Here is a 25,501-nt window from a genome sequence, read left to right on the forward strand (position 1 = left end):
CTGTTCAAAGTCTCTCCCGAGCCATCGAAAGCAACTTCCGGCACTTCAAAACAAGCACGACCTCACTCAATGGCAACCAACCAAAACTCAGACTGCTACTCAGAAGTCCGCAATGTTCAACGGGCTGTTAGGGAGCAGTCGCTGCGAGTTCTCGAACCGCTGCTGCCTGCTGAGCAGAGGTCGCTGCGGAACCCGTACTTGAGAACGAGTGAGACGGTCGGGTATTCGATTGCTGCTTCGACGAAATCGTTCCGTATTGAGGAGTTGGTTCGATGGCAATTCCGTCGTTTCGTTCTTCACGGAGATGTGCCAGCCAATAATGTGCCTGTTTGAACTCTGGCTTCTTTGTCACTGCAAGCATCAGATGTTTTTCTGCTGCGTTGTAGTCCCCGATTTCTTTCAGGATCATAGCGACATTGAAGTGCGCCTCGGCATCTCCAACTGTTCGGATAAAGTGTGGAAGGGCTGAGTCGATATCCCCGACGTGAACGAGAGCGACTGCCAACTCGAATCGATAATTGACATCTTCCGGAGAGGCTAACATCGCTTCTGTAAGTGGCTCGAGGGCCGCTTCCCAGTTTGCCTGAGCGACGTAAAACTTGCCGAATGCATTTTGAACAGCAGCGGAATCCGGCGCGAATCGAACAGCTTTTCGATATTTCTGTTCCGCTTCGGAATGGAGGCCCAACTGTTGATCAATCCGTGCAAGACCGAGAATGGCGACCACGTTCTTCGGTTCGCTATCAAGAACTTCCTGATACTTCGCGCGGGCTTCTCCGTATTGCTGCATGTCTTCCATCCAGCGGGCATAAGCAACTTTGAGCCCTTCTGGATCGCGAAGTTTGTCCGGAAGTTCGATCACTTCTTCTTCGTAAGAGACCCGTTCGACCTTCGGCTTCTGAAACGATTTCACGAAGTTCGCAGGAGCAGTCAATGCAACGCACCCAGAAGAGCAGATGGCTGCTCCACCAAGAAAGATCAAAAACGTCTTGGCTAAATCGATTCGCATTACACCGGATTCCCTGCAGTTGAACCTTGCGAACTGTTTAAGCAGTATCGCCAGGCTTCGGTGAGGAGTTCTTCGCTGAGATGGAAACTCTCTCCGTTGAATCGACAGATTGCGTGAACTGCATCCAACAAATCACGAGGGTCGCTCGATTTAGGAGGATGATCACTGTTGTAACAGTTGGTCAACATCTGCGTGACGATCCAATCGTCATACCGGACATGACGTTCTTCGCAAGCTCGTCGAAAAATGGATCGAAACTGCTCATCCGTCGGAGGAGGAACAGGAATCTTGTGACGGACTCGTCTCAGAAACGCCTGATCGCCCTGTTCTTCCGGGCTTTGACTCGTCGAGAAGATAGTCAATTGTTCGAATGGGATCTGGAGAAGTTTCCCAGTCTTGAGCGAGAGAGTATCAAGACGCTCTTCAAGCGGCAGGATCCACCGGTTAAAGAGTGTCTTTGAAGGCATCTCCTGACGACCAAAGTCGTCAATCAGCATGACGCCGCCATTGGCTTTCATCTGAATCGGAGCGGAATAGTACCCGCTCAGCTCGTTGTATTTCAGATTGAGCATTTCCAACGTCAGTTCACTCCCACATTGGATCACCGGGCGAAGAATCTTTCGCCAGCGAAGATCGACATCTGACTCTTGCTGGTTTTCGCTCTCAGCGACGGATTTTTCCTCCGCAGCTTGACGGCTTTCCGTTTGTGTATGATCAACTGCACGATGAACGGATGGGTCAAAGACCGTGATCAAGCGCTGATCTACAGTGACTGCGAAGGGAACATAAATCGTTCCTCCCGAGCGACTCATCAGCTTTGCGATGGCTTTGGAAAGGACGCTCTTTCCGTTTCCGGGAGGTCCGAAAAGAATCATCGACTGGCCACTCAGAATCGCTGGTCCGAGTTGTTTGAAGAGATCTTCGTGGACATGAAGATGATCGAATGCGTCGCGAAGATTCTCTTCCGAGAAGTCGATATTTCGCGTCGATTGCTTCCGACACTGCTCGGCATAATCTCGCAAAGAGACCGGTGCCGGGCCGACGTATCGACACTCTTCAAATGCGTCACGAGTTCGTCGACGCCCGGAATCACTCAAGGAGTATCGCTGCTGCTCCGGGGAATCTGATTCGACGAAATCCGCATTCAATAGCCCCTGCTGTTCAAGAAAGGAAATCCCCTCTTCCGTCACGCAGAACGGCAAGCGAAGTTCCTGAGTGAGCCGATCTCCCGACAATGCCCCATGGAGATAGACGGTCTTCAGAATCAGATCGCAAAGTTGACTGAGTGAAATCCCGGTCTCAGAGAGAGATCTTGGAAGACGAGGAGGCTCACAAGCCTCACACAACGTCTCGTCGCGTTCCACCTGGTCCGCTGTTTCTGGAAGAATTGACTGGCAGATCGCCTGAACTTCGTTGACGATGCGGTCGTAAAGATCGGTCGAAAGTTCAGGTCGATTTTGAGGACCTGAAGAATCAGACGAACTCTCGTTCTGGCCTTCATCAAGATTCAAATTGGGAAGTGAATCTTCAGACACCACTCTACCCCGGTCTCTTTACAAATGAGGCGAGAGTTCAAAAGAACTCTCGCCCAAAGAAGATTCGTCAGCGTTTTCATAAGATCGTCGATCCGAATCCTGTCCGGACTCAAACCTTTGCTTAACCGCCGGTGCTGAAGCCACCGCTGGAACCTTCGTATTGAATGACTGGTGGCAATGCCCCTTCAGCCGCACCTGTGAGAATCTGCTGGACTTCGGCCGCTGGTCGTCCCAACGGATTGGTGACTCTCTGCTGAACAGGAATCGACTCATGGCCGTTCGTCAAGTTGGCGATGCTCTTCTCGACACTCAACATCCGGGCACTATTTGCTGCTGTATCGAAGGATGCCTGAACGTATGCTTGTCGGTGCTGAACTGGCACGTGAGAAACCAGCCATGCGAGATGGTTCATCCCAGCAGAATTCAGAGCGTTTGTTTGTGGATCGAAGTGGTAGTCATAGAACGTGGTGGCTGTCTGCCATCCGTTATAGACCTGTATGTCCATATAGCTTCGAACCGACTGGCGGTCCTGGCACTGATACGGATGCGGCCAGTAGTGAGCTGTGTGGTACTTGTGAACAAATGTCTGTTCAGGTCCCACAGGCCGCGCACTGACAGGCCAGGGTTTTCCGTAATAACATTCCTGGCGTGAGCCAGGAGGATCGGCAGCTCTTGCTGCGTAGTATTCTGGTGTCCCTCGACGCAGTCCGTCTTCGGAGAAGAATGGCCAGCCAGCTGAAGCGGATTGAGTCAGGCTCAATCCGGCCAGTAGTAATGCGAGACAGGAAATTCGAACCATCGTGCCACCCCTCGTATCTGCAATTGGCATCCGTATTCGTTGAGACAACGACAGCGTGTCGTTCTCAATCGGTATCGGCTACAGGTGGCACTGATCGTGATGACATTTCGGGATTTACCAACTGTGTCATCTCGAATTCGGCGAAATCGGCGACTCCAATTCCTCCCGCAGACAGCAAGAAAGAGTGAATCTAAAGAGTACAGCCGGCGAGAATTGTCACCGGCTGCACATCTGAGATTGAGTTCTGTTCCAGAAAATCCAGAGCAACTCTAAGCCGCACGACGAATCGTGGACCGGGAATCGGTTTGAATTTCGGTCAGCACAGCTCGGAGAGTTTCCACGACAATTCGCTGACGGTCCGCTCCAAGTTCTGCGAAGATCGGCAGAGCGATTGTTTCTGCTGCAGCACGTTCGGCTTCAGGGAAATCACCGGGCAGATACCCAAGCGACTTGAAGCACTCTTGCAGGTGCAGTGGTTTTGGATAATAGATGGCACATCCAACTTGTCGCTCACGCATCCGCTTGATCACTTCGTCACGAATTTCGGAAGCAACGCGAATGGTGAACTGGTTGTAGACGTGATGGCCGTTGGTTGGCTCAGCTGGAGCTTCGATCTGTTGATCCAGTTCCATCTCTGCGAACAGTTCTCGATAGCGGGCGGCGTTGCCTCTTCGTGCATCGGACCACGAATCGAGATGTTTGAGTTTGACGGACAGGACAGCGGCCTGAAGTGCGTCCAGTCGACTGTTGATGCCAACTTCCACGTGCTGGTAGCCACCCAAGTCGCCATGAACGCGAATTCGTTTCAGTTTAGTAGCGAGATCTTTGTCATCAGTGGTCATCAACCCGCCATCCCCGGCTCCACCGAGGTTTTTCGTTGGGAAAAAGCTGAAGCAGCCGATTGATCCCAACACGCCGGCTCGTCGGCCATGATAAGAAGAACCAATGGCCTGAGCGGCATCTTCGACGACCGAAAGACCGTGGCCGATGGCGATTCGCCAGATTGGTTCCATTTCCGCACACTGACCGAACAGGTGCACTGGCATAATGGCTTTTGTGCGGCGGGAAATCGCCATCTCGATCTGAAACGGATCGAGGTTGTATGTTTGAGGATCGATATCGACGAAGACGGGTGTCGCGCCTGTTCTTGCGATCGAACCCGCAGTGGCGAAGAAGCTGTACGGGGAGGTGATGACCTCGTCCCCGGGTCCGATATCGAGCGCGGACAGTGCGAGCAGCAGTGCATCGCTGCCAGAGGCACATCCGATTGCGTGGCGAGCATCGCAATAGGCAGCCATTTCCTCTTCGAAGGTCGAAACCTCCTGACCGAGGACAAATGACTGGTTTTCGAAAACACGTTGAACAGCAGTTTGAACCTCATCGCGGATGGTGCCGTACTGGGCAACCAGATCGATCAGAGGGACGGGTGTGGCTGAATCTTGAGAGGAGGGAATCTGGAGAATCCGTGACATTTCGCGACTCCATTCGCATTTGACAAATCGCATCGATCATCGATGGTGTTCATCGGGGAAACTATGTTGGGATGAAATTCGTGTCAAGATGTGCACTCAGACCTCATGTTTGAGCCACAGTCTTCGGAAACATTTCGCCGAAAACGTCGTTTCCAATGCTATGTTTTCGGAATTTCCAACCGAATTCCTCAATTCTTGTCGACCAATCCTTGAGCAGATTGGTTTGATTGAGAACGAAATGCGTCTCACCGCCCTGACGGAAATGGCTGAGTCAATGAACGCGTCAAACTGGAACATCGTCTTCTTCGAAGATTCGCTCGCACCGCAGTTTTTTCCAGTCTCACTGCTCCGCCCGGTCTTCGAACTCGTCTGCGGACACGGCAGCTTACGCGAACGTCTTCGTCGACGATTTCCGAAACTGGAATGGGGCGCCATCGTCCGCCCGGAACTTCGCGAAACGTATCTCGAAACATTTCCCGATTGTAAAATTGACAACCTCAACTCGCTGCCGGAAGCACCGACTCTCTTCATCAATGGTCGATGGCTCGGAGATCCGCGAATCCTCGAAAATGTCGACGAAGAAACATCAGGCTGGATTGATGACGAACTCGCCTGGAGCGTTTTCTCTCCGGAGGATTTACAGCGCTTGTCCGGTCCTTCGCCTTCGGATCAAGTGCTCGCAATCGCAAAATCAAAACGTGCTGTTCCGACGACCGGGGAAATGATCCGCTATCCCTGGGATCTCATCCACTTCAATCCGCAGATGCTCAGCCTCGATTTCGAGCTGCGCCAGCGAGACAACGGGCAGTCATCTTTTGATCGATCCGGACTCGTCGGTCCGAGCGAACAGTTGTACATCGCGACGGGTGCGGAAATCGATCCGTTTGTCGTCTTTGACACTCGACACGGTCCGATCTGGATCGAATCCGGAGCCAAGCTTCAAGCGTTTACAAGAATCGAAGGCCCCGCATACGTCGGACGCGAAACTCAAACGTTTCGAGCAAACATTCGAGAGGGAACAACGATCGGTCCGGTTTGCCGCGTCGGCGGCGAACTAGAAGAAAGCATCCTTCACGGATTCGCCAACAAGTATCACGATGGTTTTCTCGGTCACAGCTACGTCTGCCCGTGGGTCAACCTGGGAGCTTTGACCACCAACAGCGACTTGAAGAACGATTACTCAGACGTCTCGGTCCCGCTGATTGGAGAGCGAATTCTGTCAGAGTCCAACAAGGTCGGTTGCTTCATCGGGGATCATACGAAGACCGCCATCGGAAGTTTCTTCAATACCGGTTCGTCGATTGGTGTGATGTCAATGGTCCTTCCGGCGGGTGAACTTCAACCCAAATTCGTTCCGTCGTTCTCGCGTGTCTGGCACGGTCAGATTGAAGAATTGCCGAACGGGATCGACTCGGCGATTCAGACCGCAGAGATCGCGATGGATCGTCGTAAGCAACAGCTGACTCCGGCCATGCGAAAGTTGCTGGAGCACACGTTCGAAATCACCCAACCTCACCGAGACTCTGCCCTGCACCGCCAATCGCAGCGGAGATAGGCTGAGTCGCTAACGCGTTCGAATTCGAGACCGCTCAATCAGAAACAGTGAAAATCCCCCAGTTGTCTCGAAGGGGAACCCATTCGTCTTCTCCCGTTGGAGTGTACCGCACCTGAAACTCGAATGTCTCTTGGACTCCAGCACCCGGGATGAACTCATCGAGGAGAACCCGGTTTGTCCGAAGCTGAAGCGGAAAAGTTTTCGACGCTCCACTGGAATCACGTATTTCGACCTGATAGTCGAACTGGCTCAAATCGACTTCTTCGCCAAGCAGTGAGACACTCAAGTCGAACCTCACGCCCGCTCTGCGCCCGACACGAACGGGAAACACGAGATGCCTCGTCACTCCCCCGAATAGAGGATCTTTGACTGTTGGTTCAACAACAGGCTTTTCGATCGGCACCGGCTCCACAGGTTGCTCGACGACCGGTTCGGGTTCCTTGTGAGAATCCGAAGCAGTCGATGCCTGTTTCCCCCGCGACATCGCAATCGATCTGGCCTGTTCTTCCGCTTCGCGTTGAGCCGTTCGATCCAGTTCAGGCAACTCTCGGCGACTCGCCATTTTTGTGTCGAAAGCTTCGTCGAAATCCTGACACCCAGCCAAAGCCACAAGAAGCAAAATCCAACATCCCAGTCGAGGCAAAGTTTGGCTCATATCGAAACGTCCGTTTCGGTGCAAAACGAAAACGAACCCGTTTTCGTGCGGAATTTCCTCTCGAATTCCGCAGGGATTATGACGCCACCGCTTCAAGCACATGTGCCGTCGCACTTGCGGAAACCCTGCGAAAATCACCGATGATTTCAGAGTAGGATGGTGACTTGTCCGATCGAGTCACACCCCTGGGAAAGCCTTTGCCGACAAATTCACCTCGATTTCACAGAGCATTCACGCTTTGAACACACTCCATTCCAATCGATCCCATTCCCGGAGTGCGAGTCGGTTTCGCAGCGACGAAATTGCACGCTGTGCCAATTCATTGCGATGACAGCACGCACGATGGAATACGGACTCGAATCAGTGACCGATAGAAACCGCTCTCGCGAACTCTTCGTATCAACCCGGCCATCTGGAGCGAATAGGTTGTCTATTCGAGAATCTCACAGAAATACGGTTGCCGTTTCACCAATGGCAACACCTGCGGCTGATAAATTTCGGTGAATGCCCGAGCAGTCTTGTGGACTTCCCAAGCTTCCTTCGATTCCCAACGTTCGATTAACAGGAATGTCTCCTTTTCATCGATCGAGTGGCAGACCTCAAAACTGAGACACCCCGGTTCCTCGCGCGACAAACGCCCTGCTTCAGTGAGCAACTTCGCGATGTTTTCAATTTGTGAACCATCCTGAACCGTTAGAATGACGTTAATTGCAAACATCCGACAAACCTCACTTCGTTTTCTCGTGATTCTATTCGCTGCACGTGCGACTGGGCAGTATGCTACCGAGCACTCCCTTCATATCGGGACTGTGTTCGAAGAACAAGGCGCCCCATCAACACTCAGGACTATCAGAAGAATCATCCATGTCCGCAGAACTGCTACAAAAGATCGAATCGAAAAAAGCATTGGTTGGCGTTGTCGGCTTGGGATACGTCGGATTACCGCTGCTTGATGCGTTCATCAATTCCGGATTCCAAACCATCGGATTCGACATCGACGACGAGAAAGTCGTGCGATTGAATCGTGGCGAAAGCTACATCAAACACATCTCGTCCGATCAAATCGCCAATTGGCGAGAAAAGAAACAATTTGAAGCGACAAGCGACATGAAGCGCCTGTCGGAAGCAGATGTCATCCTCATCTGCGTTCCGACTCCTCTGAACGACAGCCGTGACCCGGATTTGTCTTACGTGACCGGCACCGGAGAAGAAATTGCCGCAGCGCTTCGTCCGGGACAACTGGTCATCCTTGAGAGCACCACCTATCCAACGACGACGCGAGATGTCCTCGTGCCTGTGCTCGAAAAGTCCGGACTGAAAGTGAGCGAAGACTTTTACGTTGCTTACAGCCCGGAACGCGAAGATCCCGGAAACATCGACTACTCTGCCGCGAAGATTCCGAAAGTCGTGGGGGGCATCGATGAGCAAAGCCTGAAACTGGCGACAGCTCTTTATAGCCATGCTGTTGTGGGAATTGTCCCAGTTTCTTCACCGGAGATTGCGGAAGCTGCGAAGATCCTTGAGAACACTTATCGAGCGGTGAACATTGCTCTGGTCAACGAACTCAAGGTGCTCCTGGATGGTCTTCACATCGATATCTGGGAAGTGATCGACGCCGCCAAAACGAAACCATTCGGCTTCCAGGCGTTCTACCCCGGACCGGGACTCGGCGGACACTGTATTCCGATCGACCCGTTCTATCTCACATGGCTTGCTCGAAAACAGGGACTGACGACTCGCTTCATCGAACTGGCTGGGGAAGTCAATTCGAGAATGCCTGAGTACGTGATCGGACGCCTGTCGGAATTCCTCAACGACGCTGGCAAGCCGGTTCGTGACAGCAAGGTTTGCGTCCTCGGAGCTGCCTACAAGAAAGACGTCGACGATCCTCGCGAGAGTCCTTCGTTCGTCCTCATGGAACTGCTGCTGAAGTGGGGCGCTGATCTCTCTTACAATGATCCGCACGTGCCACGCATTCCCAAAATGCGACACCACGACCTACCCAATCTTCACAGCCAGGAACTGACTCCGGAATTCCTCGCTGAGCAGGACTGCGTGTTGATCGCCACGGACCATTCTGCGTACGACTACGATTACATCGTTCAGCATTCGCAGCTCGTCCTCGACACCCGAAATGCGACGAAGGGTGTGACAGAGAATCGCGAGAAAATCCGCAAGGCATAGCGGGTCCCATTCCGACTTCAGACTGCATTCCCACAACGCCGTATTGGTTTCAATACGGCGTTGTGTTCGTTGATGCCCTCAGTCTGTTGCATTACGCTGAACCTCTCAAAAATGCGTCTCTAACATTTTGAGGTGTGCGCTTTGAGGTGATCATTGAGAAGTGTTCGTGGCGAAATAGTTAAAACGCACTGTATGACTCAGTGATGAGTGATCGCGATGAAGCAATTGCGATCATGTTTTCGTATGCGTGTTGGTGTTCTGCAGGCACATCAAGTGTGTGCAACGAAAGGCACTTCAACGTCAGAATCACATCGCGAAACTCTCCTGTGATAACGATTCCTACCTGTTTGCGAATTCTCCCCACGTATGATTGAGCGATTTCCGAATCTCTGGTGCACGCGAATCGCAGCTTCAATTCTGCTTCTTCTCTTCGGACCTGTGGTTCTTTTCGCGTCAACACCTGCGAAGGAAACGTCTTCGACCTCGTCGACGTTCGAAATTCAAGGTGTTGTGCTCGACTCCGGAATCGTTGGTCCTTCAGCAGAACTCCCCGGTAAAACCGTCCGGCTGATTGCTGTCGAAGGAGCATCTGAACGATTTCGAGAAATCGAGCGAGCGACAACAGACGAAAGCGGCCGGTTTCTCTTTCAAGTGAGTCGGGCGCCAACCGAAAATCACCTGAACCGGCTGAGCTATCTCGTCCTCGCAATTCTCCCTGAAGGAGGAATCGGCGAAGCTCGAGTCCGTGAATCCACTCGCTCAGACAATCTGACGGTCAGAGTCTCGCGAAAAACAGCGACACTGCGCGGACGAGTGAAGGATCATGAAGGCTTTCCCGTGGCTGAGGCGACGATTCGCTACAATGTGCTGAGTGGCGAATCACTCGAAGGATTGCCGAAGACGACAACCAATGAGAACGGCCTCTTCTTACTTCCACGACTTCCCGCAGTCGACGGAACGCGCGGACAACCGGGTGCGATTACCCTCTGTCTGGAACATCCCGGCTTTCCTCGGACGTTTGTTCCAATCCGAAAGTGTCCCGATATCCGAACGATCAACCTTCACCCGGGATGCATACTCACAGGCTCGGTGGTCTTGAGCGAAAATGCTTCTCTCGAAAGTCTTGAAGTCGCGGCCATTCGAAATGATCCGATTCCTGATGGGACAACTCAGCATCAGGATGTCCACACTCTCACGGATGCGTCCGGGCACTTTCAGATGATCGTTCCCCCCGGTCGCTATCACGTGCAACTGAATGAAGACGAAGAGTGGGTTGCCCCGGCATTGATGAACATTCAATGTCCCGCCGGGACTTCGAAATCCCTCCCTCCTCTGGTCGCAGGACGTGGTGGATGGATCGAAGGACGAGTTGTTGACTCATCGACCGGAACTCCTGTTGCGAAGTCTGCTGACAACGCTCCCATGCAAATCGGGCTGATTGGTCCACATCGCCCGGGTGGAAATCCTCGACGGCCCGTTCCGCTATGCACCGTCGACAGCCGGGGAAATTTTCGATTGCGAGTGTCTCCCGGGGACCAATTTCCGTACTTGATTCATCCCGACGGAGAACGCACGGTCTGGAACACCCGTGAACAGCCTCCGGTTTCAGTGTTCGACGGGAAGCGATCAGAAATCGACCTCGTCTTTCGACCATCTCGCACACCGGAGGAGTTGCTTGACGAAACGATGACGTTCATCGGTCAGCTTCCAGTCGATCCTGAAGAGAGAACTCTCCGCATCCTGAAGCGGCTGCGGCAATACGATTTTCTCACACACGAAGCTGACGCCTGGGCGGCTCTTTTGAGGGAACTGATCCTCATCGGAACGCCTGCCGTTCCACGAATCTGTGAAGAGCTCGAAGCAACCGATCACCAGAGAATGATGAGGCGGTTGGTGTTTGTGTTGAGAGCAATCAATGATCCGAACTGTGTTCCCGTACTCATTCGCACTCTCCCGAAAACTCTTCAACACCGAATCAGCACGTCTGAACTGATTGTTGAAGATCGCGACCTTCTCGACTTTATGGCGTGTAGAGACTGCTCGAACGAGTCAATCCGTTCAACATTTCAACTCGCTCCACCTGTTCAAGAAGTCCTCGTTGCGCTCGAGACGATCACTCAACACAGCGAGGGTTCGCACTGTCTCGATTCGCTTCGCCTTACATCGGATGCAGATGCAAACGCATTTGCAAAAGCCCGTTTTGCAACAGTCGCCACTCGTTGGGCGAACTGGTGGAATACTCATTCCGATCGATTCTCGGTTGAGCCATCCAACCGCAAAGTGCTTATGTCCCCAACTCGAGCGATTGATATCGAGAGTGTTGCTGTCGATGGAAATTTGCCTCGCGAGATACTGTCTCCCGATACAGAGTCTGGAGACCTTTATCGATCACTCTGGCTGACTCCGCTCACATCGACGAACGGGAAAGGCTGCTTTATCGATCTGGATACTCGCTGTGTGTTTTCAGCACCGGAAGATCTCATTCACAACGAATCAACGCAAGACGCTCTCATTCAGTGGGGACGAGATCACGGTGCAGACATCGTCTGCATGCTGACGACAACCGCCGACGGACGAGAAGTTCCCTCGTTGAGATTGATCGATTCGCAAGCCTGGGAAATTGCGACTCCTGCCGATCAGATGGCCCGCTGGATCAATGTCGGTCAGCTTCCAACCGGACGCCGCATCGACAAGTTCCTGCATTCGCGAGGATCGGAGTCCAGTTCCCTGGCGACGAAGGCGAACTCAAACTTTCTCTATTTCACACGTGAAAAAGGACTGGGCGTCATCACGCTGAAACACGTTCCAACCCGGGACGCGCAAATCGATGACGGACACCCGATGAGAATCGGATTCGACCTTGAGGTGATCTACCGCTAGAGCAAGTTGGTCTTTCCTGTGCGCTCGCTTGAACTTTTTCATCAGATCAAAGGCTGAGTTTACTCGTGCGAGTGAGTGGAAGCCAAAACAGAAAATGCTCCAACGGAATGTTCTCAGAGGTTGTAAGAAAGCACAAAGAGAACGAGCAGAATCAACGCCATGAAGAAAAGGATCTGCCCGAACAGTTTGGCCGACCGGACAAGGATGAGAGGCGTTGACTCATAGCGACTGGCAGTCCAGACGAGGCTGACAGAAGCCGCGAGTGGAAGTAAGAACCAGGAAATATTCATTCAACCGTTTCCTAAGAATATCATTCGAAATGGTCTTCGCGTTGTCTTCGCGCTGATTGAAGCGTGTCCGTCAAAATTTGAGGACGCTTCACTCCGTAGATTGGTCAGTGCTCCCGGCATCCGATGAGTCATCGGATTCATCACCGAATCCGTATGCCGGTCCTTCGACGGCATCCCAAATCGCCAGCACGTTCAGGAAGCCAGCAACCCAGGTGAAGACCATTGCAAGTTCATGATACTTGCCCAACTGCCGATGGAGCCCTTGGACTTCATCGTCGTCCATCGGAACTTGAAACCAGTCCATAAACCGGCGGGGAATCGATCCGACCAGTTCGCCGGCGTACTCATAACGTCCGTCGCTTTCCTTCACGATCTCGGCACGGACGCCGCGTGATTTGGAAGATTTGACCGGTCGATCGAGATTGACAGACGGCGCAAGTTGGAATGTCCATTCCTGACCATCGATATCGACAGTCAGTTCTCCACTAATCGTTCGTCCACCGTAATCCGCTTTCGCAGGCTGAAGTGTAATGACGCCTGTCACTTCTTCTTCGAATGTCTGTTCTTCGTCGCGATAAGCGATGACTCCCTCAAAAGGAGCAACGATTGGAGCCTCGATTGTCTCAGGTTTTTTGTTGGCTTCAGACGAATAGCGGACCCGCTGGACGAGTCCATACATCGCTGGCAATCCGACTCCCAACTGGCCAGCGTATTTCGCTTTTTCCAGAAGTCGAGTTTCCCCCATCACAGGTGGTTTGACCGCCTGCCAGTCGGCCATTGCCATCCCGGAGAAGAAGAGCCCGAGGATGCAGAAGCAGTACAGGCCCGCTTTAAACAGTCGTCCCTGATACAGGTGTCCAGCGCCCGGAATCAGATAGGCGAGAACTCCTGCCACGATGGGATTTTTCAAGTTGATTCGTGAATCAGTCATGATGCCTAAGTCGTTATCTGGCAAGTTGCGTCCCGACAGTCAAACGCCGAAAGACCTTCGTGCGGGGTTTCGATCGTGATCGGAGAGTCGACGAAGCGTCGGAACTCCTCGATCTCTGAACTGTCGCACTCTCTGCGAAAAGGCTGTTGTTCGTCAATCTCTCTCAGCAATTGGAGCTTGCGAAGCCGCAATCTTCTGTTTCGCTGGAACCTTCCTTACGAATTGCGGGATTGTAAGTGTTGGAAGAAGTTCCTGCTAGTGCCGGTTGGAAAGCACTCTCGAGCAGGACCAACGGGGCAGTCAACCATCTGACACCGTACGTTTTGAGCGTCTGAAACACATTGCAATCATTTCTTGAGTCATCCATCATGGACAAACTGTCCCGACGACGATCGACCGAAACAGCCCTGTGATGGCACTTCCTTTCGCTTAACTAGATGTTTTGTGGATCGAATGAACGTCAACGTCCCGATGAATCCATGACCTGAGGCGACTCAATGCTTGAAGTTCTGCTCCTTTGCTCGCTTCTGGGCGGGGATGTCGACCATCCCACAGTGAAAACTGATACGGTCTCAATTTCCTTTATCGACGACGTGGAACTGTCGTGTGAAGAACCGGGAAGACTGGCCAGTGTCGATGTGCAAGTCGGCATGACCGTTGAGGAAGGACAACGAATCGCCCGCCAGGAAGATTCGTCCGCGAGAATCGATGTGGAACGCGCAGAGTCACAGCTCAGGATGGCACACTTTGCTTCACAGAATGACCTTGAATATCAGCTTCAACTCAAGGCTCGGGACATTGCTCGATCCGAACTCGAAAGAGCGGAAGAATCGCGGAAGCAGTATGCGAAGTCAGTTTCCCAATCCGAAATCGATCGGTTGAAATTTGCTCTGGACGAAACCGAACTGAAGATCGAGCAGGCCAAGTTTCAGCAAGAGATGAAGCGTCTCGAAGCACAATTGCGTGAAGATGAACTCGCGATCGCCCAAAACAAACTCGCACGTCGAGAACTTCGATCGCCCGTTTCGGGGATGGTCGTCGAAGTCAACTATCAACCAGGGGAATGGATTCAACCCGGCGAACCGATCGCCCGCATTGTTCGTGTCGATCGCGTGCGTGCAGAAGGTTTGATCCCAGCCTCGGTCGTTCGAGTTCGCCGAGGACAACCCGCGTCTGTCAGTTTTATTCTCGACGATGGAACCGAATCGGTGCATTCCGGGATCGTCACTTTCGTTGACCCGGAGATCGATCCCATTACGGAACAGGTTCGAGTCCAGGCGGAAATCGAAAATACGAACGGCACACTGCGGCCCGGGCAGCATCCAAGAATGACGATTGAACTCATCGAACCGACCAACGACACAGCCCAAATGAAGGACAGCGTCCAAGAGAAAAACGGCTCCGAAGAGAAACTGTCGTCAAACACCAGCGAGTCTCCAGAATGAGTACGGCGGCGGTGGCGTCTGACCAAACGGCTCTTACTCAACACCTTGCTGTCAGCGTCCGCAAGGATCTGGAGATCGGACCGCTCCAGTCCGGTCCCTCGGCGAGTTGGACCGTTCGAGATCCATTATCTCAACAGTTCTTCCTACTCCGCGAGCACGATTTTTTTGTCTTTCAATGCTTGAAATCGAGAACAACGATCAAGGAGATTCAACGACAGTTCTTGATGAGATTTGCTCCCGCCCAGCTTTCCGAAACTCAGATTCTCAGCTTCATTCAACGACTCTGGAATCAGGGGCTGATTCATATCGACAGGCCGGGCATGTCCGAAGCGATGGTGAGGGTAAATCGCGAATCAGAAAAACGGACCCGCTGGAATCAGTTCACCAATGTGCTCGCCATTCGATTTCGCGGGTTTGATCCGGACCAACTTCTCACGAACACTCTTCCTTACGTTCGGTGGATCTTTCACCCCGCCAGTGTCGCATGTGCTTTGATTCTGGTGTTGATCGCTCTGAGTATTGTGTTCGCGGAAGCAGACCGCATCTCAATGGAGTTGGCGGGCCTGAGGGTTCTGTTCACTCCACAACATTTGCTTTGGTTGATGGCGTCGATCGGGGTGATCAAAGTGATCCACGAACTCGGACACGGCTTCACATGCAAATACTTTGGAGGAGAATGCCATGAAATGGGGCTCATGCTTCTGGCACTCACTCCGTGTCTGTATTGCAACGTCAGCGATTCCTGGCGCTTGCCGAACCGTTGGCAGCGAATATTGATTTCTGCGTCTGGCATTCTTGTTGAAGTGGTGATTGCTGCGGTCTGCACAATCTTGTGGGCCTTATCGACACCGGGCTCTCTTCACCTCATTTGTCTCTATGTCATGGTTGTGGCGAGCATTAACACGTTGCTTTTGAATGGAAACCCCCTGCTCCGCTACGACGGTTATTACATTCTGTCGGACTACACCAACGTCCCGAATCTTCGCTCAAGAGCACAAGCACAACTTAGCGCACTCAGCAGAAAACTCCTCTTCGGCGCCGGCAGTCCAGCGTCTCGAACGAACACGTTGAGCGCAAAAATCGCGTTGACCTTGTACGGACTGGCGTCCTCGATTTATCTCACACTGGTCATCTTCACAATTCTGTGGATGATCTACAGTCTGCTCAAACCGTATGGCCTGGAAGCTCTCGCTGTTTTACTCGGCGTGGGGATGCTTGGGACTCGATTGATGCAACTTTCAATGCGGCAATTCCAGACAGCTCGGATTCTGATCGAACACAAAGAGTTGCACTGGCCACGAGCGCTGCTCGGGTTCGGAGCAGTCGTCGCCAGTCTGTGGGTTGTCTTGATGATCCCTTTCCCCAACGCAGTTTCCGCCCCGTGTCAAATTCGGGCGAGTCAACAAACGCCAATCGTCGTGAGTGTTCCCGGGACGATTGAATCTGAAGACATCCTTCCCGGACAGCAAGTTGTCGAAGGCAAAGTTCTCGCGAAGCTGCGCAATCCAGACCTCTCATTTCGCCGCTTGCAAAGACTGAGCAGCGTGGACCAGCAACGGAAAAAGTTAGAAATCATGGACCGGCAAGTCAGCATCGATCCTTCGATCGCAGCCGAACTGCCCACAGCCCGCACGATGCTCCGCGAATTCGAAAACCAACTGGAAGAACTTGACGAGGAAGTCGAACGACTCACATTGAGAGCCCCGATCGACGGAACATTTCTCCCGACAGAATCGCCGCCATTTCAGTCGCCTGACGATTCGACGTTCGTTGTGGACGCTCCCCCGAGCGACCAAAGAATTCGAGGGGCATGGCTCGAACACGGGACTCTTTTCGGGTACGTCGCCCCCTCGGTACACAGAGAGGCTGTGCTGTACGTTTCTGAGAATGAGATTGTTGAGTTATCCGCTGGCCAGTCTGTCTCAATCGTTGTTCCGGAGAGACCCTCGGAGAGATTTTCCGGGACGATTGTCGAGGTCGGCGCAGAACCGGTTCAGAGTGTTCCCATCGAATTGACCGCAACGGGTCAGGTGCTCGCACAGATGGACCAGAGTGGGGCTTTTCGCCCCGTTTCCCCAAGCTATGCGGTGATCGTCGAACTCGATTCCTCGGCGTCAGAGTTAATGCTTCACCAGACGGGGAACGCGCGAATTCGCCTGACGTCTGAACCGCTGTTCGCTCACATTTCGAAGTGGCTTCGCAGAACATTTCTCATCGCTGGCTGAAACAGATGAGAAGTCGATTTCCGCTGAGCAATCACGAGCGAGCAATCTTCTCGACAATCGGCAAATTCTCAGTCTCGGAAACACGGCGGAAAACTCCACAATTCGCCAACATGTGGATCGAAGATCATGGCCGACCAAGTTTCCGGTCCATAGAATGCCCGTGACAATCATTCGATCCACTCGTGGAACTGGAATCATGGCAAAGAAAATTCTTCTGATCGCTGGTGACTTCGTCGAAGACTACGAAATCATGGTGCCGTTTCAGGCCCTTCAAGCCTTTGGCTATCAAGTCGATGCGGCCTGCCCGGACAAGAAAGCTGGCGAGCAAATTCGGACAGCGATCCACGATTTTGAAGGTGATCAGACTTACAGCGAAAAGCCCGGCCACAATTTTTCCCTCAATGCAAACTTCGCAGAAGTCGTGCCCACTGAGTACGTCGGACTCGTCATTCCCGGAGGAAGAGCCCCGGAATACCTTCGCTTGAACGAGAAGGTTCTGGAACTCGTTCGGCATTTCGATTCAGAGAAAAAACCGATCGCAGCGATCTGCCACGGGCTTCAACTCCTCGCTGCCGCCGGAATACTTTCCGGACGTGCGTGTACCGCTTACCCGGCATGCGGACCCGAAGTCACGTTGGCTGGCGGCGAATTTCAAGCCATCGAGGTGACCGAAGCATTCGTTGACGGCAATCTCGTGACCGCTCCAGCGTGGCCAGCCCATCCTCAATGGATTGCCAAATTCGTCGCAGTCCTGGGCGGAAAAGTGGAGCTGTGAGTGCAGTCGAACATGCTCACGGTCTGTCAGAAGAGATTTGAAGCGGACAGAACCTGACTCGGTCTCTCCATCGAAGCATCAAGAGTGCTAACGCAACAAGACGACACATTCAAAAAGAGTGATTGAAATGACGAAGGACTCAGCATTCTGGATCCGCGTAGGTGCAATTCTCGGCGGACTGGCAGTCGTGTTCGGCGCCTTCGCAGCCCACGGTCTCGAAAAGCCACTTCAGGAACTTTACCAAGGCCAGATGAAAATCGTCCTTGGAACAGAGATCCCGGCTGCGCAGAAGTACCTTGCCGATTTCAAGACCGCTGCCGAATATCAAATGTATCACGCATTCGCGATTCTCATTCTCGGCGTCCTGCCAGCGAGTCTTTCCCGGCGAAGCATCAACATCGCAGGCTGGTCATTCCTGCTGGGGATCATTCTGTTTTCGGGCAGCCTGTATTGCCTCGTTCTCACGGGCTATACACGACTCGGCATGATCACCCCAATTGGCGGAGTGATGTTCATTGTCGGGTGGATTGCGCTGCTGCTCGCGGTTCCATCGGCATCACTTCCAGGCACGGAACACAGCCCAAAACACTAAGTCCATTCCCCACGCTGCTCTTCGATTGGCTGGCTCAAAGACGAATTCGATAAGCTACGAATTCTCCGGGACACGAAAGTATTCGGACTCTTCGGCATTGTTGAAGTCCAATGAGAAGTAGTCATCCCCCCACTCTTGAAGGATGTCGCCGGGAAACTCCTCCTGCAGTTCAGCCAACCGAAGCTGGACCGCTTTGCGATCTGTCCCAGGGGGAATCTTGGCGACAAGTTCGAGAGCCTGTTGCGGGTCTTCATGAAGAGTGAAGACAGACCACTCAAAGTGGAACTCTTCTGTCAGCGTTGTCAGAAGCGGAACGATGTATGGCCGGTCAAACGGCGGGTCATCCGGAAAATCGATGTACAGTCCTCCGTTCTCAAAGAACGTCAACGCATCAACTTTTCGAAGTGACTCGTGCGCCTTGTCGATCCGGCTGTCAGTGATCTCTGCTAAGTCGAGCTTTGGCTTCGAACACCCCAGCACCGAAACCATCAGACAGAGGAAAAGGCTCCAGCCCAGTTGCGTTTGCTTCCTACCGTTCATCAATCCCATTGGATGACCTACTCTCAAGCAGATTGCTGTTCTCTGTATCAATGAATTTTCCGGTCTGAACGGTATCTGTCCGAACCGATGGACGATTTTTCAAACGGGTGCGAGCGCGTCACTGCGCTCTAAAACGAAACAGTTTCCCCGCCGTCTTTGGAGCCGAGTGCCTGATAGACGTCAATATCCATGTTCTCAGCGAAGAAGTCGACATGCCCATCACCGAAGCAAAAGTGCATTCCGCCTGGATGACGGCTCGCGAAAACCGAATGATTGATTCTGGTCGAACTCGACACAGCCAGATGAGGGATTGAATTGTTGACCCATTCGTCAATAAAGGTGACCTTCCCGATCCAACTCGACGTCTTTTCTTCGTTGTAGACGGAATCTCGTTGGTAGATGCTTTCTCCCAGCATGAATGTTGAGGAAAGCCCGTCCGTGACATCACCAAACGTCACATCAGAAAGTTCGCTGAGCATCGATTCGACGCCCAGGTAGTTGCCAGCGCCGATCTTGACGCCATCGCCAGAGGCACTCCGAACGACAACGGTCGTTGGAGCAGGATCGCTGGGACACAGCGTGAAAGACAAAGGCGTGTCAATCACATCTCGATTCGATCCAACAGCGTTATTTGTTGTGAAATCGACTTTGGAGTAGAGGGCTGCCTGATCAACATACGGGAGGATCATCGTCCCCCAACCCCACCCGGAGACCGGGCGGAATGAGCTTCCAAAGTTGATTGTTCCGGGCGGAAGCACACGATGAGCGTCGTGATAATTGTGGAGAGCGAGCCCAAACTGGCGGAGGCGCGATTTGCATTGGGTGCGTCTCGACGCTTCCCGAGCACTTTGAACAGCTGGCAAAAGAAGTGCGATCAAAAGACCAATGACCGCAAGAACAACCATGAGTTCAATCAATGTGAACCCGAAACGTCTGAAAATTCCCCCACGTCGCATCGAACTCACCCGCATTGGACCATTTACATGGTTTCTCTGCACTCGCCCGGACTGTCTGCCGTGGCATTCGTTCTGACTGCTCGTACAAATTTCCGATGACCGCTTTCGAAAGATGCAATAAAGCAACAAAGGTGTCGGGAAACAAATTCCCGACACCTTTGTTATCGTCTTCAATTCCCTTTTGACTTGCAAGAAGGGATTGCGAATCCAAGAGTCTGTTCAACTCAAGACGCGCAGTTCGCGTAACCGGTTCGACTATGTGTCGATTCCGTAGTAGAAGTCGTCAACTTCGAAGCGGTTGGTGTAGCGAAGGCGACCGCGTTTGTTGACAACCAATTTTGATCGGTAGATGTCGATGTCAGCATCGAAGTAGTAGTAAGCTTCTTCTTCGATGATGGAATCGAGGTATGGATCGTTCTTCAGTTTGAGGCGACGATCTGAATCGTTTTCAACCCAACCGCGAGCTTTTGCGTGACCCTTGCCGTTACGAGTGTTGACAACAACTTTGATTGTTGCGTACCCATCAGCGTACTCGTCGTATTCCAGTTGTCCGTAGTAATCGACGTAAAACGGAAGATAGATATCAACGGTTTCACGAATTTTGTTGCCGCCGGCGAAAGAAACACCTGCCACCATTGCGACTGCCAGCGTCAAAGCTGCCAACCCTTTGTAACTCTTCATCTTCTACTACCCCTTGTGAAAATCTTGAAGTTCATCCTAAGCCAGAATTCGGCGCTCCTCCTTCACCGTGGTTCTGATGGATACGTAGTCGAGTTTACTTCTTGTCGAACATGAGTCAAGGACGTAGAATAGGGAATTTGAGTTAACGTTTCGTTCCGTGCACGTTTGGCATCATTGCAACGATGCTTCCATGCAACACGACTTGACCGTCTGAACTGCTTGGTCAATCTGCTTGCCATCCACTCCAAGGTGGGTACAGGCTCTTAATCGATTCGGCCCGGAAACTGCGTACAACCGGACTCCCCGGGAAGCGAGACGGGACTCCAGATCCACCGCAGAAATTTTCCTGGAATCTGTGTGAAAAAAGACGAGATTCGTTTCGATATCTGCTTTGGTAATCGTGATTTCCGGAATTTCTGACAACCCGGCTGCGAGTTTCTGCGCGTTCTTGTGATCTTCGCGCAGGCGATCAACGTGATTCTCAATCGCATAAATCGCTGCCGCAGCGACAATCCCAGCTTGTCTCAGTCCTCCGCCTAACACTTTTCGGGCTCGCCGGGCGCGGGCGATGGTTGATTTGTCGCCGACGAGAATCGAGCCCATCGGACATCCCAGTCCCTTTGAAAAACAGATCGAGACACTGTCGACGAGTCCAGCGAGATCGCGCAATTCAGAACCTCGTGCGATGCAGGCGTTGAAAACTCGTGCTCCGTCGAGATGAATCTTGAGGTCCTGCTGGCGAGCCCATTCGCAGACTCGGGCGAATTCTTCCATGGGATAGGTCGTCCCTCCTCCCATATTCGCGGAATTTTCCAGACAGAGTAATCGCGTCGGAGCGTAGTGGTCATCATTCCGACGCACCATTCCTTCGAGGACGTCCACGCTCAGCAACCCGCGCGTGCCGCGCAAGGTGCGAAGCGATACTCCCGAAATCAACGCCGGTGCGCCACTTTCGTAGTTGGCGATGTGACCCGTTTCTTCGATCAGAACTTCATCACCGCGCTCGCAATGCGCCCAAATCGCCATCTGATTCGACTGCGTTCCCGAACAATTGAAAACGGCTGCGGGCTTGTTGCACATTTCAGCGACCATTGCTTCGAGTCGATTGACGGTCGGGTCTTCACCGACAACGTCGTCGCCCACCTCCGCAGAGACCATCGCTTCGAGCATGGCCGGGGTTGGTTTCGTAAACGTATCGCTTCTCAGTTCAATGAACTGTTCGCTCATCTTTCCAACTCCCTGTCCCAAGCTGTGAGTTTTCCGACGGATTGCGATACGATCATCGCATTTGAATTACGAAAGCCGAACGGGATCATCGCGAATGGGATTGGCGTAAGAACCAAACAATCGATCGTGGATCGACCTGCCTGAAGTTAGCCCATTGCAAAACACTCTGATCTCGCTGGGGGATAGACATTCTGATGAGCGAACCAGTTGAAGTGAAGTCGTGCGGGGTCCTGTTGGTGTGCGGAACGCCGATTCGATCCTTCCTCCTCATGAAACACGCCGACCGATGGGATCTCCCGAAGGGGCATGTTGATCCGGGAGAAACCGAAATCGAGTGCGCCCTGCGGGAGATGGAAGAAGAGACCGGGATTCTCAGACAGCACGTGACGATCGATCCCGACTTTTGCATCCGGCAGCAATACTATGTCCAGTACAAACGCGATGGCGGACAAAAGAAACTCAAGGAACTAGTGATCTTTCTCGGAACGCTTTCTGAAGTTCCCGATATCCTCCTCACCGAACATTTAGGCTTCCAGTGGTTCGATTGGAATCCGCCGCACCACATTCAAGAGATGAGTATCGATCCTGTTCTGAGAGCCGTTGAACAACATGTCGCCTCGCGAGAACATTCAACATGATTCCCACTCACCAAGCCGCAGGCTCCGATAATCGCACACCGTGACGATTTCGGTGGGCGCCCCACAACACTGGCTCTTGAGTTCCTAACTGAGATTCTTCACTGAGACATCTTCCATTCAAGCTGGGACCTGATGATGAGACTTTGCCGATTCGAATTGCACGGGGCAGAAAAGCTGGGGGTTTACCAAGATGAAACGGTTCTGGAACTGAAGAACCTGCAACAAGAATTCGGTCTGCCAGCTGATCATCGAATCGCGCTCGTGGACTTTCTTCCGGGCGGACAATTTCATTCGCAACTTCAAGCGCTGATGTCGGAGCCATCCAGCTCCCTCGACCTCGTCGAACATGCACATTCAGCGATCAAACTCCTCGTCCCGATTCCGAATCCTTCGAAGCTTCTGTTGCTCGCAGGAAATTACGCCAAGCATGTTGAAGAACGTGGCGACGTCGCAGAAGAACGAGCCCGGACGTTTCCGTATGTCTTCATGAAACCTCCCACGACTACGCTCACTCATCCGCATGATCCCATTCAGATCCCGAAAGCTTCCCCCGATCAGATTGACTGGGAACTGGAACTCGGAGTCGTCATTGGCCAACGATGTTCAAATGTCAGCGAGGAGAATGCCCTCGCACATGTTGCTGGCTACACGATCGTGAATGACATCACCGACCGAAACTTTCGTCCGAATCCTGATCGGGCGGAGCGGCCTCGCGACAAGTTCTTCGACTGGCTTCATGGCAAATGGCACGACACCTTCTGCCCAATGGGCCCATGTGTGACCTCTGCCACTGAAATTCCGGACCCGCAGTCGCTGGCAATGTCTCTGCGGGCAAATGGAGAAGTTGAACAAAATGCATCAACTTCTGAGATGGTCTTCCCGGTCGCATCTGTGATTTCTTTTATTTCTCAATTTGTCACTCTGGAGCCCGGTGACATCATCTCGACAGGGACACCCGCAGGTGTCGGGCACGCCAAAGCACGTTTTTTGCGTCCGGGGGACCATGTCGCGGGCACAATCGAGAAAATAGGCATTCTGGAGAACCCTGTTGTCGCCTCTCCGGCATGATTTGCCGTTTTTACAATGACAGTCGATGTTTTGGTCAACTCGAAATGATTCACGTTGACCAATTCTTCAGCTTGTGCGAGATTTCCAAACCTTGTGGGACACAACCGTTCCCAAAACCCCCCCTCAATGATTGAAAAGACAAGATTTGGCTGGCGGCGCGAGCCTGTTCATTTGTTGAAACATGCCCCCAGCTGAACGGAACCGCAAAGGAGTGCAGTGACCGTGAAGAGTATTCGACCTTGGATGGCTGGTTTCGTGATGACCGCTGGATTGCTGTTTGCAGCCAACTCAGCGACAGCACAAGCTCCAGCAGCTGCCGGACAGAAACAATCAGCCGCCCATCAGGTCGGACTGATTGACATGGCACACATTTTCAAGAACTACAACAAGTTCAAAGCTGAAACTGAAGGACTGCAGAAAGCTGCAGAAGAAGCTGAAGCCAAAGCTCAGCAGATGGTTGCTGACATGAAGGCCGTTCAGGGCCAAATGCAGGGTCTGACCGCGAACAGCCCAGACTACTCAAGCAAAGAAGCACAGCTGATCGAGCTGCAGACCAAACTTCAGACTTTCCAGCAGGTTGAACGACGTGACATCGTCCGTAAGCAGGCCGAAGTTTACAAGAAGATCTACCTCGAAGTTCAGAAGGCCGTCGCTCAGTACGCGTCTTACTACAACTACACATTGGTCATCCGCTTCAACCGCCAGGAAGTCTCCGGTGCTGCTGATCCTCAGCAGATCATTCAGGGCATGAACCGACAGGTTGTCTGGCACCGTCCACAAGACGATTTGACCGACGTCATCCTGAAGTACCTCAACGATCAATACTCCGCTCAAGCAAACGGCGGAAAGTAATTCGTTGACGAAGTAGTTAGCACCGCTGCTTCAGATGGAATTCCACCGGCAACTTCTCGCAGGTTGCCGGTTTTTTCATGCGCATTCTGACGACTGGTGATTCCGATTCCCGGACTTGTTTTTTCTTGAAGACGGCGAAGAATTTGCATCAATACGCGAATGAGAGTCAATCGCTGACATTTTCGATTTGATTGCGGCTTCCTCGAAACAAGTGACGGAATCACTCAATGTTTATCCCATCAATTGAATACCTGATTTTCCTTTCCCCTGCCTTTCTTCTGATGGCGTGGGCGCAGTGGCGAATCAAGTCAACATATGCAAATGCGCTCAAAGTCCCTGCCAAAATGACCGGAGCCGAAGCAGCCCGCAGTATTTTGGACGCCGCCGGACTTCAGAGTGTCGACATCGAACCTGTCCACGGTCATCTCTCCGATCACTATGACCCGAGCCACCGTGTTCTCAGACTCAGTGAGCAGGTCTATTTTGATCGAACCGCCGCATCCGTCGGAATTGCCGCCCACGAGGCAGGACACGCGCTTCAGCATGCGCAAAACTACGGTCCACTCGTGATTCGAAACCTCGCTGTCCCGGCAGCCCAGTTTGGCCCAATGTGGTTCCTCGTGTTCTTCTTTCTCGGAATGTTTATTCCGCAATTCGGCGTCCCGTTAATGCTGGTGGGAATTGCAGGATATGGCGCCGTCGCTGTGTTCCAGCTCATCAACCTTCCGGTCGAATTTGACGCCAGTAACCGGGCCAAGCGTTTGCTTTCTGAAATGGGAATCGTCGACAGCTACGGTAGCGATGCCGTTGCCAGCGTTCTCAACGCAGCTGCCTGGACTTACGTTGCAGCGACTCTTCAATCCATCCTGATCGTCGTCTACTACCTGCTGCGAGTTCTGGGAACCGGCGGACGGGACGACTAATTCGTAAGTTGACGCGATTAACTCTTCGAGAATTCTTTAAGTGTTTCGGGAAACGTTCTGTTCACGCTGCGCAGTGCGATGCGCAGTGTTTTCTATGAGCTGGCACGATCCACTTCGAATTGAAATCGGTCTGAACGTGCTCCTTGGTTGTACATTTAGATGTCGATGCTAGATTTGTTAAGTGAGAGTCTTTCATCCCAGTCAAACCGGGCTTGGTGAATTCGCACTGTGCCCATCACAATGGCCGAAACAATGGCCGAATCCCAAAC

General features: G+C 52.5%; 23 protein-coding genes. 11 read left to right on the top strand and 12 right to left on the bottom strand.

Annotated features, from left to right (window positions below; all coding sequences use genetic code 11):
* Nucleotides 1–127: 127 nt before the first annotated feature.
* The 4 genes from KOR42_RS21630 to KOR42_RS21645 all read right to left on the bottom strand — a co-directional run bounded on the left by KOR42_RS21630 (nt 128) and on the right by KOR42_RS21645 (nt 4,815).
* The gene (locus tag KOR42_RS21630; RefSeq protein WP_146511922.1) at nt 128–1,009 is read right to left on the bottom strand and encodes a tetratricopeptide repeat protein; all 882 of its coding nucleotides are present in this window, start codon (nt 1,007–1,009) and stop codon (nt 128–130) included.
* Entirely contained in the window at nt 1,009–2,544 is a 1,536-nt protein-coding gene (locus tag KOR42_RS21635) for an ATP-binding protein (protein WP_146511923.1), read from the bottom strand. The genes KOR42_RS21630 and KOR42_RS21635 overlap by 1 nt, the downstream gene beginning before the upstream one ends.
* Before the next feature lie 121 nt (nt 2,545–2,665).
* A complete protein-coding gene (locus KOR42_RS21640) occupies nt 2,666–3,343 on the bottom strand; it encodes a hypothetical protein (protein WP_146511924.1) in 678 nt (225 codons plus the stop codon).
* 269 nt (nt 3,344–3,612) lie between these two features.
* The gene (locus KOR42_RS21645; protein ID WP_146511925.1) at nt 3,613–4,815 is read right to left on the bottom strand and encodes a DegT/DnrJ/EryC1/StrS family aminotransferase; all 1,203 of its coding nucleotides are present in this window, start codon (nt 4,813–4,815) and stop codon (nt 3,613–3,615) included.
* Between the two features lie 238 nt (nt 4,816–5,053).
* On the opposite strand from KOR42_RS21645, the gene KOR42_RS21650 reads away from it, so the two are divergent.
* Nucleotides 5,054–6,370, top strand: a complete 1,317-nt coding sequence (locus tag KOR42_RS21650; RefSeq protein WP_197441432.1) for a putative sugar nucleotidyl transferase — start codon at nt 5,054–5,056, stop codon at nt 6,368–6,370.
* 34 nt (nt 6,371–6,404) lie between these two features.
* Here the strand turns inward: KOR42_RS21650 and KOR42_RS21655 are convergent, their stop codons facing one another.
* Both KOR42_RS21655 and KOR42_RS21660 read right to left on the bottom strand, forming a co-directional pair.
* Nucleotides 6,405–7,025, bottom strand: coding sequence for a hypothetical protein (locus KOR42_RS21655; protein WP_146511927.1), 621 nt, complete (start codon nt 7,023–7,025; stop codon nt 6,405–6,407).
* A 430-nt stretch (nt 7,026–7,455) separates the two neighbouring features.
* On the bottom strand, nt 7,456–7,743 hold the full coding sequence (locus KOR42_RS21660; protein WP_146511928.1) for a putative quinol monooxygenase: 288 nt from the start codon (nt 7,741–7,743) through the stop codon (nt 7,456–7,458).
* Between the two features lie 146 nt (nt 7,744–7,889).
* Between KOR42_RS21660 and KOR42_RS21665 the strand changes: the two genes are divergently transcribed.
* Together KOR42_RS21665 and KOR42_RS21670 are read left to right on the top strand one after the other, a co-directional pair.
* Nucleotides 7,890–9,209 carry a nucleotide sugar dehydrogenase gene (locus KOR42_RS21665; protein WP_146511929.1) on the top strand — a complete coding sequence of 440 codons (1,320 nt, stop codon included), beginning with the start codon at nt 7,890–7,892 and terminating at the stop codon, nt 9,207–9,209.
* Between the two features lie 366 nt (nt 9,210–9,575).
* On the top strand, nt 9,576–12,089 hold the full coding sequence (locus tag KOR42_RS21670; protein WP_146511930.1) for a carboxypeptidase-like regulatory domain-containing protein: 2,514 nt from the start codon (nt 9,576–9,578) through the stop codon (nt 12,087–12,089).
* A gap of 113 nt (nt 12,090–12,202) precedes the next feature.
* Here the strand turns inward: KOR42_RS21670 and KOR42_RS26915 are convergent, their stop codons facing one another.
* Together KOR42_RS26915 and KOR42_RS21675 are read right to left on the bottom strand one after the other, a co-directional pair.
* The gene (locus KOR42_RS26915; protein WP_197441433.1) at nt 12,203–12,379 is read right to left on the bottom strand and encodes a hypothetical protein; all 177 of its coding nucleotides are present in this window, start codon (nt 12,377–12,379) and stop codon (nt 12,203–12,205) included.
* An 88-nt stretch (nt 12,380–12,467) separates the two neighbouring features.
* Complete coding sequence (locus tag KOR42_RS21675; protein ID WP_146511931.1) at nt 12,468–13,310, bottom strand: DUF6677 family protein; 843 nt, start codon at nt 13,308–13,310, stop codon at nt 12,468–12,470.
* Between the two features lie 497 nt (nt 13,311–13,807).
* Between KOR42_RS21675 and KOR42_RS21680 the strand changes: the two genes are divergently transcribed.
* The 4 genes from KOR42_RS21680 (at nt 13,808) to KOR42_RS21695 (ending at nt 18,347) form a co-directional block, all read left to right on the top strand.
* Nucleotides 13,808–14,755 carry an efflux RND transporter periplasmic adaptor subunit gene (locus KOR42_RS21680; RefSeq protein ID WP_146511932.1) on the top strand — a complete coding sequence of 316 codons (948 nt, stop codon included), beginning with the start codon at nt 13,808–13,810 and terminating at the stop codon, nt 14,753–14,755.
* Nucleotides 14,752–16,980, top strand: coding sequence for a site-2 protease family protein (locus KOR42_RS21685; RefSeq protein ID WP_146511933.1), 2,229 nt, complete (start codon nt 14,752–14,754; stop codon nt 16,978–16,980). Before KOR42_RS21680 ends, KOR42_RS21685 begins: the two co-directional genes overlap by 4 nt.
* A gap of 193 nt (nt 16,981–17,173) precedes the next feature.
* A complete protein-coding gene (locus tag KOR42_RS21690) occupies nt 17,174–17,755 on the top strand; it encodes a DJ-1/PfpI family protein (protein ID WP_146511948.1) in 582 nt (193 codons plus the stop codon).
* A 127-nt stretch (nt 17,756–17,882) separates the two neighbouring features.
* A complete protein-coding gene (locus KOR42_RS21695; RefSeq protein ID WP_146511934.1) occupies nt 17,883–18,347 on the top strand; it encodes a DUF423 domain-containing protein in 465 nt (154 codons plus the stop codon).
* A 54-nt stretch (nt 18,348–18,401) separates the two neighbouring features.
* On the opposite strand, the gene KOR42_RS21700 is transcribed toward KOR42_RS21695, so the two are convergent.
* From KOR42_RS21700 to KOR42_RS21715, 4 genes are all read right to left on the bottom strand, one after another.
* Nucleotides 18,402–18,887 (bottom strand): hypothetical protein, encoded by a 486-nt coding sequence (locus tag KOR42_RS21700; RefSeq protein ID WP_231741065.1) that lies wholly within the window; start codon nt 18,885–18,887, stop codon nt 18,402–18,404.
* A 128-nt stretch (nt 18,888–19,015) separates the two neighbouring features.
* Nucleotides 19,016–19,858, bottom strand: a complete 843-nt coding sequence (locus KOR42_RS21705) for a DUF1559 family PulG-like putative transporter (protein WP_146511936.1) — start codon at nt 19,856–19,858, stop codon at nt 19,016–19,018.
* 240 nt (nt 19,859–20,098) lie between these two features.
* Entirely contained in the window at nt 20,099–20,524 is a 426-nt protein-coding gene (locus tag KOR42_RS21710; protein WP_146511937.1) for a hypothetical protein, read from the bottom strand.
* A 171-nt stretch (nt 20,525–20,695) separates the two neighbouring features.
* Nucleotides 20,696–21,751, bottom strand: a complete 1,056-nt coding sequence (locus KOR42_RS21715) for a threonine aldolase family protein (protein WP_146511938.1) — start codon at nt 21,749–21,751, stop codon at nt 20,696–20,698.
* 194 nt (nt 21,752–21,945) lie between these two features.
* Between KOR42_RS21715 and KOR42_RS21720 the strand changes: the two genes are divergently transcribed.
* From KOR42_RS21720 to KOR42_RS21735, 4 genes are all read left to right on the top strand, one after another.
* Nucleotides 21,946–22,389, top strand: coding sequence for a bis(5'-nucleosyl)-tetraphosphatase (locus KOR42_RS21720; protein ID WP_146511939.1), 444 nt, complete (start codon nt 21,946–21,948; stop codon nt 22,387–22,389).
* Between the two features lie 132 nt (nt 22,390–22,521).
* Nucleotides 22,522–23,457, top strand: coding sequence for a fumarylacetoacetate hydrolase family protein (locus KOR42_RS21725; RefSeq protein WP_197441434.1), 936 nt, complete (start codon nt 22,522–22,524; stop codon nt 23,455–23,457).
* A gap of 222 nt (nt 23,458–23,679) precedes the next feature.
* The gene (locus KOR42_RS21730; RefSeq protein ID WP_146511941.1) at nt 23,680–24,309 is read left to right on the top strand and encodes an OmpH family outer membrane protein; all 630 of its coding nucleotides are present in this window, start codon (nt 23,680–23,682) and stop codon (nt 24,307–24,309) included.
* A 227-nt stretch (nt 24,310–24,536) separates the two neighbouring features.
* On the top strand, nt 24,537–25,232 hold the full coding sequence (locus KOR42_RS21735; protein ID WP_231741066.1) for a zinc metallopeptidase: 696 nt from the start codon (nt 24,537–24,539) through the stop codon (nt 25,230–25,232).
* Nucleotides 25,233–25,501: the final 269 nt, after the last annotated feature.

Origin of the sequence: Thalassoglobus neptunius, assembly GCF_007859735.1 — a bacterium.
Lineage (GTDB): Bacteria > Planctomycetota > Planctomycetia > Planctomycetales > Planctomycetaceae > Thalassoglobus > Thalassoglobus neptunius.